Source organism: Geodermatophilus chilensis (genome assembly GCF_002802985.1).
GTDB classification, from domain to species: domain Bacteria; phylum Actinomycetota; class Actinomycetes; order Mycobacteriales; family Geodermatophilaceae; genus Geodermatophilus; species Geodermatophilus chilensis.
The window spans coordinates 1-14,183 of sequence record NZ_NVPT01000047.1; the positions used below are offsets into that span (position 1 = coordinate 1).

The 14,183-nt window shown below is 71.7% G+C and carries 9 protein-coding genes; 6 read left to right on the top strand and 3 right to left on the bottom strand.

Translation table 11 applies throughout. The features are described 5' to 3' along the window. Positions 1–11: 11 nt before the first annotated feature. Both dapA and CNO22_RS09970 read right to left on the bottom strand, forming a co-directional pair. Entirely contained in the window at positions 12–926 is a 915-nt protein-coding gene (dapA, locus tag CNO22_RS09965; RefSeq protein ID WP_100499223.1) for a 4-hydroxy-tetrahydrodipicolinate synthase, read from the bottom strand. Between the two features lie 48 nt (positions 927–974). Continuing rightward, positions 975–2,351, bottom strand: a complete 1,377-nt coding sequence (locus CNO22_RS09970; RefSeq protein WP_100499224.1) for an NAD(P)/FAD-dependent oxidoreductase — start codon at positions 2,349–2,351, stop codon at positions 975–977. A 283-nt stretch (positions 2,352–2,634) separates the two neighbouring features. Here CNO22_RS09970 and CNO22_RS09975 point away from each other — a divergent pair, with 283 nt between their 5' ends. The 6 genes from CNO22_RS09975 (at position 2,635) to CNO22_RS10000 (ending at position 12,945) form a co-directional block, all read left to right on the top strand. Beyond that, complete coding sequence (locus CNO22_RS09975) at positions 2,635–3,897, top strand: quaternary amine ABC transporter ATP-binding protein (RefSeq protein WP_100499225.1); 1,263 nt, start codon at positions 2,635–2,637, stop codon at positions 3,895–3,897. Next, positions 3,804–4,874, top strand: coding sequence for an ABC transporter permease (locus CNO22_RS09980; protein ID WP_232806932.1), 1,071 nt, complete (start codon positions 3,804–3,806; stop codon positions 4,872–4,874). Before CNO22_RS09975 ends, CNO22_RS09980 begins: the two co-directional genes overlap by 94 nt. 39 nt (positions 4,875–4,913) lie before the next feature. Next, positions 4,914–5,855 carry a glycine betaine ABC transporter substrate-binding protein gene (locus tag CNO22_RS09985; RefSeq protein WP_100499227.1) on the top strand — a complete coding sequence of 314 codons (942 nt, stop codon included), beginning with the start codon at positions 4,914–4,916 and terminating at the stop codon, positions 5,853–5,855. A 103-nt stretch (positions 5,856–5,958) separates the two neighbouring features. Beyond that, positions 5,959–6,768 (top strand): MOSC domain-containing protein, encoded by an 810-nt coding sequence (locus CNO22_RS09990; protein ID WP_198588216.1) that lies wholly within the window; start codon positions 5,959–5,961, stop codon positions 6,766–6,768. 232 nt (positions 6,769–7,000) lie between these two features. After that, positions 7,001–11,830: an NAD-glutamate dehydrogenase gene (locus tag CNO22_RS09995; protein WP_157936879.1), complete on the top strand. Its 4,830-nt coding sequence runs from the start codon at positions 7,001–7,003 to the stop codon at positions 11,828–11,830. Between the two features lie 80 nt (positions 11,831–11,910). Then, positions 11,911–12,945 carry an Ldh family oxidoreductase gene (locus CNO22_RS10000; protein ID WP_100499230.1) on the top strand — a complete coding sequence of 345 codons (1,035 nt, stop codon included), beginning with the start codon at positions 11,911–11,913 and terminating at the stop codon, positions 12,943–12,945. Positions 12,946–12,948: 3 nt separating this feature from the next. Here CNO22_RS10000 and CNO22_RS10005 read toward each other — a convergent pair whose 3' ends face one another. Continuing rightward, positions 12,949–14,103 (bottom strand): hybrid-cluster NAD(P)-dependent oxidoreductase, encoded by a 1,155-nt coding sequence (locus tag CNO22_RS10005; RefSeq protein WP_100499231.1) that lies wholly within the window; start codon positions 14,101–14,103, stop codon positions 12,949–12,951. Between the last annotated feature and the right edge of the window lie 80 nt (positions 14,104–14,183).

Consider the following 14,183-nt stretch of genomic DNA (forward strand, 5'->3'; position numbering starts at 1 on the left):
AACCGGCGGCGTCAGCCGACGGTTGCCGGCTCCCGGACGGGGGCAGGCGGGAGGGCCGACGCGAGCCGCGAGATGGTCGCGGCCACCTCGCCGTCGAGCGGCAGCACCGGCAGTCGCGGGTTGCCGATCGCGAAGCCGGTCGCGCCGAGCGCGGTCTTGACCGCGGCACTGAAGGGGGCGGCCATGATGGCGTCGATCAGCGGGTACAGCTGCGCCCACTCGTCGCGGGCCCGGTGCAGGTCGCCCTCGCCCATGGCGGCGTGGATGGACACCAGCTGGGCTGCCACGACGTTGGCGGTGCCGGCCATGACGCCGGCGGCGCCCTCGGCCAGGGCGGCGAGCAGCAGGGAGTCCCACCCGACGAACGTGGCGACCACGTCGGCGTGGTTGTGGATGAGCCGCCCGGCCTGCGCGATGTCGGCGGTGGTGTCCTTGACGTACCGGATGTTCTCGACCTCGCGGGCGAGCTCGCCGACCAGTGCGGGCGTCATGTTGACCCCGGTCGCGACCGGCAGGTTGTAGAGCATGACCGGGATGCCGACCGACTCGGCGACGGTGCGCAGGTAACGCTTGGTCTCCTCGATGGTGAGCGGCTCGTAGTACGGCGCCACCACCATCACCACGGAGGCGCCCGCCTGCTCGGCGTGCCGGGACAGCTCGATCGCCTCCGCCGTGCTCTGGGCGCCGGTCTGCGCCACCACCGGCACCCGGCCGGCCGCCTGGTCGATCACGGTCTCGACGACGAGCTTGCGCTCGGTGCTGCTGAGGGCGGTGAACTCGCCGGTCGACCCGCAGGCCACGACGCCGTGCACGCCGCCGTCGATGTTGCGGTCGACCACCCGCCGCAAGGTGGCCTCGTCGAGGCGGCCGTCGCCGTCGAAGGGAGTGAGCAGGGCGGACAGGACGCCGCGGAGCGGTGCGGACATGGGGGAACTCCTCGCTGCAGTCGCTGGGTGGGAGGGGAGGGGTGGTCGTCAGGAGCGGGACGGCGCCGGGTGCGCAGCCCGGCCGGCGTCCAGGGTGTCCTCGGCGGCACCGGCCGCGGCCAGGCCCGTGTACACCGCGGTCTCGGTGTACTGGGTGCCGAGGTAGTCGCCGGCGAGCAGCACCCGGGTGTCACGCCGGGTGAGCACCGGCTGCAGCCGGGCCCGGCCGGGGAAGCTGTACACCGACCCCTCGGGCCAGCGGGCCACCTGGGCCTCCACGAGGGACGACGCGGTGCCGGGCAGGACCTGGTCGAGGTCGTCCACGTAGGACTTGAGGATCGTCTCGTCGTCCTGCTCGAGGAGCTGCCGGGCCAGACCGGCGGGGGAGAAAACCATGAAGCTGCTGCCGGGCAGCCGCTCGGGGCTGTAGCCGTGCACGTTGTTGCTCATGTTGAGCACCACGTTGAACGAGCGCTTGGGAGTAGCGATCGCGTAGGTGTCGTCCCACGGGCAGGGGCCGGCCTCGTCGGTGAGGAACGCGGCGCTCACGAACGGGCCGTACCTGACCTGGGCGAGGGCGGCCCGGACGTCGGCGTCGAGGTCGACCGCGATCCGGGAGCTCACTCCGGCCGGGGTGGCCAGGACGACGCACCGGGCCTCGACCTCGGAGTCGATGCCGCCCTGGGTGTAGCGCACCAGCACCGAATTCCTACGGTGCACCACCTCCTGCACCGCGGCGCCGAGCTGCACGCGCGCGCCGAGCGCCGCGGCGATGCGCTCGGTGAGGGTGGAGGGGCCGCCGACGATGCTGTGCGACAGGCCTGCGCCCAGGTTCCAGACGAGGTTGAAGTACCCGATGCCGGCACCGGCGGAAATTTCGTGCATCTCCGCTGACGACCGGGTGACCGTGGGCTTGAAGAGCGCCTCGGCGTCCTCGGTCAGTTCGCCGACGTAGTCGGCGAACGTGGTGTCGTTCTTGAAGTCGTAGACCCGCTGCTGCCGGGTGGCCTCGTCCTCGCCCGGTCGGCGCTTGACCAGCCGGCCGTAGCGGGCCACGCCCAGGCGCACCTTCGCGCCCGCACGGATGAGGCTGGCGCGGTCCCGCCACGCCATGGGCACCCGAAACGGGAAGGTTTCCACTCGGCCGCTGAGCAGCAGCTTGCCGTTCATGCTCAGCCCGGCCAGGTTGCCGGGGACCGCGCGCGACGCCACCCCGGTGTCGGCCAGCAGCCACTGGGTCGACGAGGCCGGATTGCCGTCGTAGACGTGCCCACCCCAGTTCACCCAGTAGCGGCCCCGGCGCTCCGAGCGGACCCGGCCGCCGACCCGATCGTCGGCCTCGAGCAGCACCACGTCGCGGTCGCGCAGCTTCCATGCTGCCGCCAGACCGGCGATGCCACCCCCGACCACCACCACGTCCCGCACTGCGTCCTCCAGAGATCGGTGCTCCTCCTGCCGCCCGCGCTCCCGGGCGACGGGGCGTTGACGGCATGACGCAGATCACCCTAGTCTGTGATCACAGATCAACTCAAGAGTCACAGAGCGACGAGTCGACCGGGGGTAGGTGCCGCGATGACCGGACGGTGCCCCGCACCGGAAGTTCCCCCGGCCGGACGGCGCCGACGAGGATCGCCGTCGAGTTCACGAGGTACTCGTTCCGCTTTCTGGCCGTGCAGCGGCCGACCACACTCACCGACGGGAGCACGCCATGAACGCCATCGTGGCACGTGACACCTACAAGGTCTTCGGCAAGCGACCCGAGCGAGGCGTCGCGCGGCTGCGGGACGGCGCGACCCGCGAGGACCTTCGCAAGGACGGCCTCACCGCCGCGGTGATCGACGCGAGCTTCGACGTCCGCGAGGGCGAGATCTTCGTGGTCATGGGGCTGTCGGGTTCGGGCAAGTCGACGTTGATCCGCATGGTGAACGGGCTGCTGGAGCCGACGGCCGGCGAGCTGCGCGTCTACGGCGACGACGTGGTGACGATGAACCAGCAGCAGCTGCGGGTCATGCGCCGCGAGAAGGTCAGCATGGTGTTCCAGCACTTCGCGCTGTTCCCGCACCGCACGGTGGGGCAGAACGCCGCCTACGGCCTGCACGTCCAGGGCATCCCGAAGCACGAGTGCGAGCCACGTGCCAAGGAGGCCCTCCGCATGGTGGGCCTCAAGGGCTGGGAGGACTCGTTCCCCGGTCAGCTGTCGGGCGGCATGCGCCAGCGCGTCGGGCTGGCCAGAGCCCTGGCGGCGGGCACCAACATCATGCTGATGGACGAGGCGTTCAGCGCCCTCGACCCGCTCATCAAGCGCGAGATGCAGGACCAACTGGTCGAACTGCAGCACGAGCTGGGCAAGACGATTCTCTTCATCACGCACGACCTGAACGAGGCCATGCGCCTCGGCGACCGGATCGCCATGATGAAGGACGGCCGGATCGTCCAGATCGGCACGGCCGAGCAGATCCTCAACGAACCCGCCGACGACTACGTCTCCCAGTTCGTCCAGGACGTCGACCGCACACGAGTGCTGACTGCCGGAAGCGTTATGGTCCCGCCGGTGGCCGTCGTCGGCAGGGACCAGGGGCCGGACGCCGCACAGCAGTTGATGCGCCAGCACCGGATGTCCCGCATCTTCGTCGTGGACCGCGACCAGACCCTGCGCGGTGCCGTCGATGAGGGACGGGTGGCGGCCGCGGTGCGCGACGGCGCCCGGACCCTCGACGGCATCGTGGACGACAGCGTCCTCAGCGTGTCCCCGGACGCCCGGCTGTCCGAGCTGCTCTCGATGAGCGCGGCGAGCCCCGAGGCCCTCGCGGTGGTCGACGACGGACGGCACCTCATGGGGGCGATCGCGCGAGTCACCGTGCTCAGGGCCCTGGCCCAGTGCTCGGCGACGGCGAAGGCCGGCGACAACACGACCCACGAGGCGACCGGCTGGGCTCCGCTCCCGGCGCGCACGGAGGCGATGGCGCGATGAGCACGACCCCACTGGCGATCGAGGTGCCGAGGGCTCCCGTCGGCGAGGCGATCGAGAGCTTCTTCGTCTGGCTGACCACGAACCTGGGGGCCTTCTTCGACGCGATCAGCGAAACCCTCGACTTCGTCGTCGACGGGCTCATCGAGCTGCTCCAAGCTCCCGACCCCGTCATCCTGGCGGTGGTCTTCGCCCTGCTCGGGTTGCTGGCGGACGGATGGCGGCTGGGACTCATCTCGCTTCTCGGTCTGCTGTTCGTCATCAGCATGGACCAGTGGGATGCCGCTATGCAGACGCTGGCGCTGGTCCTCGTCTCGACCGTGGTGGCCGTGCTGGTGGCGATCCCGCTGGGAATCTGGGCTGCCAGCAGCGGACGGGCCAGCGCGGTGCTCCGGCCGATCATGGACCTGATGCAGACGATGCCGGCTTTCGTGTGGCTGGTGCCGGTCGTCACGCTGTTCAGCATCGGCGTCGTCCCGGGCGTCGTTGCGACGATCATCTTCGCCCTGCCGCCCGGCGTCCGGCTGACAGAGCTCGGCATCCGCAACGTGGACCACGAGATCGTCGAAGCGTCCCACGCGTTCGGCTCCACCCCGCGCCAGACCCTTTTCGGCGTGCAGCTGCCGCTGGCGATCCCGACCATCATGGCCGGCGTCAACCAGGTCATCATGCTGGCCCTCTCGATGGCGGTGATCGCCGGTCTCGTCGGAGCCGAGGGGCTCGGCGGGGCGGTGACGGCAGCCATCGCGACGCTGAATATCGGCCTCGGGTTCGAGGCGGGACTCTCCGTGGTCGTCCTCGCGATCTACCTCGACCGCGTCACGGCCTCCATCGGGCACCGCAAGGGCGGGAGGGTCCTCGGCAGGCTGCGACGACGCAGGAGCCGGGCGGCCGCGGAGGTGGACTCCGTCGACGACGAGACGAGGCAGGAGGAGGAGCCAGCCGTGCCGGACCAGCTCCGCACCAAGATCGGCGCGTAGCGCCGGACGACCTACCCCCTACTTCCGAGAGGAACGAGAATGATCAAGCGACACCTGACCCCCCGCATCCGGCTGGGCGTGGCTGTGACGGCGCTGGCCATGGTGACGGCCGGCTGCGGAGGCGGCGGCGATGGCGGAAGCACTGCCAGTGCAGGTGGCAGTGCTTGTGGCACCGAAGACGACCCAATCACGTTTGGAATGGTTCAAGGATGGACCGACCAAACCGGCACGGGGTACCTGCTGGCGAACATCCTGCAAAACAACGGGTACGAGGTCGAGATTGAGATGCTCGCCGACAACGCGCCCGTCTTCGCCGCAACCGCGAACGGGGACATCGACATCTTCTCGTCCACCTGGCCGGAGCGGACGCACGCGGCCTACATGGAGCAGTACGGCGATCAGCTCGAGGACCTCGCCACCTACTACGAAGGCGCAGCGCTCTATCTGGCGGTGCCCGAGTACTCGGACGCCAAGTCCATCGAGGACCTGACCAGCCAGGCGGACGACTTCGGCGGCAAGGTTTACGGCATCGAGCCTGGGGCGGGTCTCATGAAGCTGACCAAGGAGAACGCGTTCCCCACATACGAGCTCGGCGACCAGTTCGAGCTGGTTTCGTCGTCCACCACCGCGATGCTCACGGAACTCCAGAACGCCATCGACGCCAACGAGGAGATCGTGGTGACGCTGTGGCGTCCGTTCTGGCCCAACCAGACGATGCCCGTGCGAGCGCTCGAGGACCCCCAGGGTGCGTACGGGGACACGGAGGGCTTGCACACCATGGCTACCGAGGGGTTCTCGGAGGAGTGCCCCAAGGTCGCTGAGATGATCTCGCACTTCAAGCTGACTGACGAGCAGTACGGCAGTCTCGAAGACGCGATCGTCAACAAGGCTGGCCAGGGCAACGAAGAGAAGGCTGTCGAGATGTGGCTCGAGGAGAACCCTGACTACGCACCGGAGCTGGCGCAGTACCTGAAGGGCTGACGCACCGCGGTACAGCGCCCCGCCCCGGGGAGGCGGGGCGCTGTGCGGTCCGCCGGAGCTGCAGGTCCCGCTCCGTCCACGGCTACCACAGATGGGAAACCGCATGCCGGTCGCGTTGCGCGTCGCTCGTCTCTCCACCACTCCGGTCAAGGGTCTCGCCCTGCACCACCCCCACTCGATCGAGCTGACAGAGCATGGCGCGGTCGGCGACCGGGTGTTCTACCTCGTAGATGACACGGGGAGGGTGCAGAGCCTCACGGCCAACGCGGAGCTCTGTGCTCTCGCGGCGGTGTACGACGACGAGGACCACCGTCTCGAGGTCACCCGTGGCGGGGAGGTGGTGTGCGCCGGGGTCGTCGACACCGCCGGCCCCGTCGACACCGACATGTGGGGTCTGCGCACGATCACCTCCGACCTCGTCGCCGGGTCGCAGTGGAGCACGTTCTTCTCCGACGTCCTGGGGAAGCCGGTCCGCCTGGTCCGAGCGCGGGGCGCCGCCTACGACGTGCGCCCCGCGACGCTCCTCGGGACCAGCTCGGTCGATGAGTTGGGGCGCCGGGCCGGCCTCCCCGGCGTCGACCCACGGCGCTTCCGAATGCTGATCGAGTTCTCGGGCGGCGAGCCACACGTCGAGGACTCGTGGGCAGGCGTGCTCCTGCAGGTCGGCAGCGTGGTGCTGCGGGGCGGTGGACCGGTCAAGCGCTGTGCCGCCACCACGCGCAACCCGGGTTCCGGTGCGGTCGACCTGCAGACGCTGCGACTCATCACGTCCTACCGCGGTCGCCACGACACCGTGCTCGGGGTCGGTGCCACCTTCGGGATCTACTGCGATGTCCTCGAGCCGGGCCCGATCTCCGTCGGGGACGGTCTGCTCGTCGACGCGACCGGTGAGCACCGAGACCTGCTCCGTTGACGGCCGTCCGTGGCCTCCCTAGGGTATCGGTGAAACTTTAGTCCAATTCCAACCCCCTGGGTGAGGCAGTGGGCGCTCACCGCCGCGCTGTCGACAGCACCTGACAGATCGTCTGGAGCCGATGATGCCTCCGTCGCCCGTCCGCACCACCTCTGCGGAGGCGGCGGGGACGCCTCACCCCGAGTGCGCCACGGCCGTCGTCGACCCCTGGTGGCAGGCCCTACCGATACCGTTGCGCTCGCCGGTCGCGGCAGAACGGCTGCGCACGCAGTACGTCACCGCGGGTGCGTCCACCGACCTCGCCGACCGCTCCCCGCGCGACCTCACCGATGCCGTGACCTCGCACGTCGCCACCGGGACCCGCCGGCCGACGGGTGAGGCCATGGTGCGGATCGTCGACGGCGGCGTCTCGGGCGCGGGCGACTCCGCGACCACAGTCGAGGTGGTCGCCGAGGACATGCCCTTCCTCGTCGAGAGCGTGACCGCGGCCCTGACCCGGCTCGGGCGGGGGATCCGGACGCTCGTGCACCCGCGCTTCGCCGTCCGGCGGGATGGGGCGGGAGTCCTCCTGGACCTGCACCCGGTCGACGACGCGCCGTCCGGAACCGCCGTCGAGGCCTGGATCCGCGTCGAGCTGGAGCGCACGAGCGACCCTGCGGCGCGGCACGCGCTCGGAGCCGAGCTCGCCGCGGTCCTCGCGGACGTCCGTGCGGCAGTCCGCGACTGGCACCCGATGCGCGACAGGGCACTGCGGGTGGCCGACGAGCTGGCCGCGGACGGCGGGCACGGTCGCCCCGATGAGGAGCTGCGCGGTACGGCCCGGTTCCTCCGCTGGCTCGCGGACGACCGCTTCACCTTCTTGGGCTACGCCGCGTACGACGGGCCGGCCAGCGAGGACCTCGGTCTCGCCCCGCGCCCGGGGACCAGCCTGGGCGTGGGTGCGGCGCTCCGGCTCCCCGTGCACGTGGGGGATCGGGTCCTCCGGGTCACCAAGGCGAACAGTCGAGCGACCGTGCACCGGTCGTCGTACTACGACTCGGTGAGCGTTCCCCGGTTCGACCCGGACGGTCGGGTGGCCGGTGTGCACCGGTTCCTGGGCCTGCTCACCTCCAGCGCCTACACCGAGAGTGTGCGGCGCATCCCGGTCGTCGCCGAGAAGGTCGCCGAGGTCCTGTGCCGGTCCGGCTTCGCCCCCGGGAGTCACTCCGCCCGGGACCTGGTCAGCATCCTCGAGTCCTTTCCGCGCGACGAGCTGTTGCAGGCCGACATTCAGGAGATCCTCCCGACGGCGCTCGACGTCCTGCGTCTGCAGGAGCGCCGCCGTACGAGGCTCTTCGCGCGCTCCGACACGGCCGGCGGGTTCATGTCGTGCCTGGTGTTCCTCCCGAAGGACCGGTACACCACCACTGTCGGGAGCACGGTGGAGAAGCTCCTTCGGCAGTCCTTGGGCGGCGCCACGGCCGAGACCGCCCTGCACGTGTCCGAGTCCGCGCTGGCCCGCCTGCACGTGGTCGTCCGCCCGCGTCCCGGCGAAACGCTCCGAGGGGTCGACCTCGAGGAGCTCGAGGCCGCCGTCACGCGGGCGGTCCGCTCCTGGGAGGACGACCTCCTCGGCGCAGCCGGGGAGCGGCTCGGTGCCGCGGAGGGCACTGCTCTGGTGCGACGGTGGGCGGGCGGCCTACCCGGCGCGTACACGGCCGACGTCCGCCCAGTCCGCGCGGTCGACGACCTGCTGCACGCCGAAGCCCTCCTGGCCGAGATCGACACCCGGCTGTCCGCGGGCGACGCGGAGCAGCCGGTCTCACCGGTCGAGCCCCTGCCCGTGCTCGCACTTCGCGAGGCCGCGGACGGGCCGCCGCTGACGTGGCGCCTCAGCCTCTACAGGTCGTCGCCGGCCACGCTGTCCGAGGTCCTCCCCGTCCTCACCGACCTCGGCGTGGAGGTGACCGACGAGCGCCCGCACCTCCTGGTGCGGGCCGACGGTCGCTCGGTCTGGGTCTACGACATCGGGCTTCGACCGCCTCACGACCTCGTATCCGGCGACGACGTAGCGGGCAACGACATGGAGGGGATGCGCGCCCGCTTCCGCGACGCCTTCGCGGCGACCTGGTCCGGTCGCGCGGAGAGCGACGCGCTCGGCCAGCTCGTCCTGGCGGCACGCCTGACCTGGCAGCAGGTGGCCGTCGTCCGGGCGCTGGTGTGCTACCTCCGCCAGCTCGGCCTGCCCTACAGCCTCGACTATCTCGCCGGCATCCTGCTCGGCGAGACCGAGGCCACGCGTCTGCTCGTCCGGCTGTTCGAGGAGCGCTTCGACCCCAGGCGCAACCAGGCGCCCGGAGAGCGGGAGCGGGCGACCCGGGCCGCGCTGGCGGCGGTCGACAGCGCGATCGAGGTCGTGACCGGCCGCGACGCGGACCGGGTCCTGCGCGCGCTGCTGTCCACCATGCAGGCGATCCTGCGCACCAACGCCTTCCGGACCGGGACGGACGGCGCGCCCCCGCAGCACCTGTCCTTCAAGCTCGACCCGGCCCGGGTGGACGGCATGCCGGAGCCGACGCCGGTGTACGAGATCTGGGTCCACAGCCCCCGGGTGGAGGGCGTGCACCTGCGGTTCGGGGAGGTCGCGCGCGGCGGCCTGCGCTGGTCAGACCGCCGGGAGGACTTCCGCACGGAGGTCCTCGGCCTGGTCAAGGCGCAGGTCGTGAAGAACGCTCTCATCGTGCCCACCGGCGCCAAGGGCGGGTTCGTCGCCAAGCTGCTGCCCGACCCGGCCGTGGACCGGGCAGCCTGGTGGGCGGAGGGCGCCGCCTGTTACCGCACCTTCATCAGCGCCCTCCTCGACGTCACCGACGACCTGCGCGTCGACGGGGATCGGCGGGTCGTGGTGCCCCCCGCCAACGTCGTCCACTACGACGGCGACGACCCGTACCTCGTCGTCGCCGCAGACAAGGGCACCGCCACCTTCTCCGACGTCGCCAACGCCATCGCGCAGGAACGGGGCTTCTGGCTCGGGGACGCCTTCGCCTCCGGTGGCTGCAACGGCTACGACCACAAGGCGATGGGGATCACCGCCCGCGGGGCGTGGGAGAGCGTCCGGAGGCACTTCCGGGAGCTGGGGGTCGACCCGCAGACCGAGGACGTCACCGTGGTCGGCGTCGGGGACATGAGCGGGGACGTCTTCGGCAACGGGATGCTGCTCTCCGAGCACATCCGGCTCGTCGCGGCCTTCGACCACCGGCATGTGTTCCTCGACCCCGACCCGGACCCGGCGGTGTCCTTCCGCGAGCGGGCCCGGCTGTTCGCCCTGCCCCGCTCCTCGTGGGCCGACTACGACCCGGCGCTGCTCAGTCCCGGCGGGGGAGTGCACGCGCGCACCGCGAAGTCGGTGCCCCTCACCCCGCAGGTTGCGGCGCGGCTCGGACTGGCGGAGGGCACGCGCTCGCTGGGCCCGGACGACCTCGTCCGCGCTATTCTCCGGGCTCCGGTCGACCTGCTCTGGAACGGCGGAATCGGCACCTACGTCAAGGCGTCCACGGAGACGCACGGCGAGGTCTGGGACAGGGCGAACGACGCCGTGCGCCTGGACGCCGCCGACCTGCGGGTCCGGGTCGTCGGCGAGGGCGGCAACCTCGGCCTCACGCAGCGCGGGCGCGTGGAGGCCGCACGGCGCGGCGTGAAGCTGAACACCGACGCCATCGACAACTCGGCCGGGGTCGACTGCAGCGACCACGAGGTCAACACCAAGATCCTGCTCGACGGTCTCGTCGCCGACGGGCTCCTCGACCCCGACGAGCGCAACCGCACGCTGCAGGAGATCACCGACGACGTCGCCCGGTCGGTCCTGCGCAACAACTACGAGCAGAACCGGGTGCTGTCCGGAGAGGGTGCCGCGGCTGCCGACCTGCTGCCGGCGCACCGACGCTTCCTGCAGGCGCTGGAGGCCGCCGGCGATATCGACCGCGGACTCGAGGCCCTGCCACCGACGGCCGAGCTCGACCGGCGGGCCCGTGACGGGGCCGGGCTCACGGTGCCCGAGCTAGCCGTCCTGCTCGCCCACGCAAAGATCTCGCTGGGCGCAGCCGTCCTCGCCGGTGGACTGCCCGACGAGGAGTGGACGCGGGCGACCCTGCGGGCCTACTTCCCACCTGCTCTGGGCCAGCGCTTCCCGGACCGGGTCGCGGATCACCCGCTGCGCCGGGAGATCGTCACCACCGTCCTGGTGAACGAGGTCGTCGGTTCGGGCGGGATCACCTTCGCCTCCCGCGCCGCGGAGGAGACCGGCAGCGACCCCGCCGAGGTCGTGCGGGCCCACGCCGTCGTCACCCGGGTCTTCGGGCTCCGCGAGCGCTCCCGTGCGGTCGACGCCCTCGACGGGCTCGTGCCGACACCGGTGCAGGCGCTGATGCGGCAGCAGCACCAGCGGCTGCTCGACCGGGCCGTGCGGTGGCTCCTGCACGCCCGCCCGGAGGGGATCGACGTCCCCCGCGAGATCGAGCGCTTCGCACCCGGGATCCGGGCCCTGGCCGCCCGGGTACCCGACCTGCTGCGCGGCCAGGACGCGGCCTACGTAGGCGACCTGGCCGGCCGGTTCACCGGTGCCGGCGTGGATTCAACCGAGGCGCTGACCACGGCCGGCCTGCTGTTCCTCTACCCGCTCCTCGACGTCGTGGAGATCGCCGCGGAGACGGGCCGTCCCGCGGCGGCGGTCGCACCGATCTGGTTCGTGCTCTCCGAGCGCTACGGGTTCGACCTCCTGGACGCGATCTCCGGTCTGGGTCGGGAGGACCGCTGGGCCGCCCTGGCCCGGGCCGCGCTGCGCGACGACCTGTACGCGGTGCTGCGCGAGTTCACCACCGCGGTCGTCAGCTCCGACCGGACCGCACCGGGGTCCGACGCCAGCCGGGACCCGGCCTCGGCGGTGACCGCCTGGGAGACCGACCACGCGGCCGCCATCCGGCGCGCCCGCTCCACCCTCGCCGCGCTCGAGGCCTCCGGCCGGACCGACGTCGTCGCGCTGTCCGTGGCCCTGCGGACGCTGCGCACCGTGCTGCGCCGCGACTGATCACCGCCCCGTACGTCGTCGACCCGGCTGCCGCCCGCGACCCCGTCCCGTGCCGACCCTTACGTCCCGAGAGGAATCCCGTGGGAACCGAGATGCCGGATGACCAGACCGTCGTGGCGCGCGGCGAGGTGAACCGCCTGTGCCGGGCGGCCCTTGCGGCGGCCGGTGCGTCGCCGGGCGTCGCCGACCTGTTGACGGACGCGGCGCTGTTCGCCGAGGACCGCGGGTTCTCCGGCGTCGGGGTGGCCCACCTGCTGGACTACCTCGACGCGATGGACGCCGGCCGGCTGGACGGCCGGGCCGTGCCGCACCTGAGCAGCCCGACTCCGGCGGTCGTGCGCAGCGACGCCCGCGGGGGCATCGCCCACGCCGGCTTCGACGCGGCCTTCGACCGGCTGACCGAGGCCGCGCGCCGCCTCGGGGTGGCGGTGTTCGTGCAGCACGGCTCCTACACCTGCGGGCAGCTGGCCTGGTTCACCGAGCGGCTGGCCGGCGCGGGACTCGTCGCCTTGGCCACCGCGGTCTCCCCGGCGCTGCTCGCGGCCGGACCGGGCGGGGGGCGGGTGTTCGGCACGAACCCGATGGCCTGGTCCGTGCCGCGCGTGCAGCAGCCGCCGCTGACCGTCGACCAGGCGTCGAGCGTGACCGCGTTCGTCGCCGTCCGGGAGCGGGCCGCGCGTGGCGAGGCGCTGCCCGATGGGTGGGCGCTCGACGCGGAGGGACGGCCGACCACCGACGCGGAGGCGGCCCTGGAGGGCGCGCTGCTGCCCTTCGGCGGGTACAAGGGCGCCAACATCGCGCTGTTCGTCGAGGTGTTCTCCTCGATGGCCGGCGGTCTGTGGTCGCTGGACGCGCCCGCGTTCACCGCCGGGTCGCAGTCGCCGTCGATCGGGATGTTCGTGCTTGCGGTCGACCACGGCGCACTCGGGTCCGACGTCCCTGGGCGGGTCGAGCAGCACATCGACCGCCTCGCCGACCTGGGGGTGCGCCGCCCTGGCATCAACCCCGAGCAGGTGGTCGTGGCAGACCGGTTCGAGCTGCAGGCCGACGTGCTGGACGCGCTGCGGCACCGCGCAGGACGCGGTGCCGCCTCCCCGACACCCGGCGGGGCGTGACGATCAGGCGTCGATCCGCAGGTTGCTCAACGGCTTCGAACAGCAGATCAGCACCTTGTCCTGGGCGATCTCCCGAGGCCGGATGCCGCCGTTGTGCTGCATGTCCACGGAGCCGGAGAGCACGGTCGTCTTGCAGGTGCCGCACATGCCCTGGCTGCAAGAGGAGGGCGGAGCCAGCCCGGCCTCGTAGGCGGCGTCCAGCACGGTCTCGTCCTCGGCGCACTCGAAGGTGACGCCGCTACGGACGAACTCGACCGAGTACGTCGTCCGGCCGGACCGGACGTCCTCGGACGCCACCGGGGCCAGCGTGGCCGCGGGAACGGTGAACTCCTCCACCGCGAGGTCGCCGAAGACGAAGGACTCCTCGTGATAGTTCTGCATGTCGAAGCCAGCCTCGTCGAGCATCCGGCGGACGGCGGCCATGTACGGCGTCGGTCCGCAGCAGAAGACGACGCGCTCGGTCAGATCGGGGGCCAGCATCCGCAGCACGTCCGCGGTGAGGAACCCCCGCAGTCCCGTCCACGGCTCCCGGGGCGCGTCGCGCTCGCAGACGTGGGCGACCCGAAGGGTGGGCACCGCGCCGGCCATCATGTCGAGCTCCCGCCGGAAGAGGATGTCGGCCGGGGTCCGCGCGCTGTGCACGAACACGACGTCGGCGTCCGAGCCGAGGTCGTAGAGCGTCCGGGTCATGGCCATGACCGGGGTGATCCCGCTGCCGCCGGACAGGAAGAGGTACTTCGCCGACCGGTGGCGGGCGGTCGTGAAGACGCCGAAGGGCCCGTCGGCCGCGATGCGCATCCCGGGGGTCATCGTGTCGTGCAGCCAGTTCGACACCAGGCCGCCGGGCTGGCGCTTGACCGTGATCCCGAGCAGGTGCGGGCGCGTGGGTGGCGAGGAGATGGTGTAGCACCGGCTGACCGGGCGGCCGTCGATCTCCAGCTGCAGCGTGACGAACTGACCGGGCTCGTGCTGGAACAGGGCGGGCTCGGCGGGCTCGAAGAGGAAGGTCTTGACGTCGTGGGTGACGTCCTGGACCTGCCGGCAGACCAGCGTCGAGCCGTCCTCCTCACCCCACACGGCGAGGCCAGCAGGGCATTCCGGGGCGGACTCGGCTGTCCATGCCGCGTCGAGTCCGGCCGCGGCGTTCGGGACCGTCATCGCCGTGTCTCCCATGTCCTGGCTCCCGTCTTCCGACGTCGAGCAGCGCACCGGCCGCCCGCTCAGGTGTTCATACAGTG